This is a genomic window from Tritonibacter sp. SIMBA_163 (genome assembly GCF_046535935.1).
GTDB classification, from domain to species: domain Bacteria; phylum Pseudomonadota; class Alphaproteobacteria; order Rhodobacterales; family Rhodobacteraceae; genus Epibacterium; species Epibacterium scottomollicae.
Map to the genome: position 1 here is coordinate 1 of NZ_JAWJBP010000824.1, position 255 is coordinate 255.

At 56.1% G+C, this 255-nt stretch carries 1 protein-coding gene; it reads left to right on the forward strand.

The genetic code is table 11. The features are described from left to right. Positions 1-181: diguanylate cyclase domain-containing protein (locus R0J92_RS24625; RefSeq protein ID WP_411053617.1), on the forward strand; the 181-nt coding region annotated here is incomplete at its 5' end. Positions 182-255: the final 74 nt, after the last annotated feature.

A 255-nucleotide genomic window follows, 5' to 3' on the forward strand; every position in this document is an offset into this window, starting at 1 on the left:
CAGCGAAGGCGCGGTACATGTCACGGTGAGCATCGGTGCCTGCCAAGTGAGTCCGAGAGGTAGCGCGGAGCACTGGGAGGAAGATCTACGCCATGCCGATATGGCGCTGTATCGGGCCAAAAAAGACGGGCGTGATCGAGTGAGGTGGCACATGCCGAGCATGGTCACAAGTTTTACATAGGTGGGCTGGCGGCGCAGTCGTGAGTTGCCTAGGCTAATGATTGACACCTGATTGTTGAGTCTCTATAACGCTAT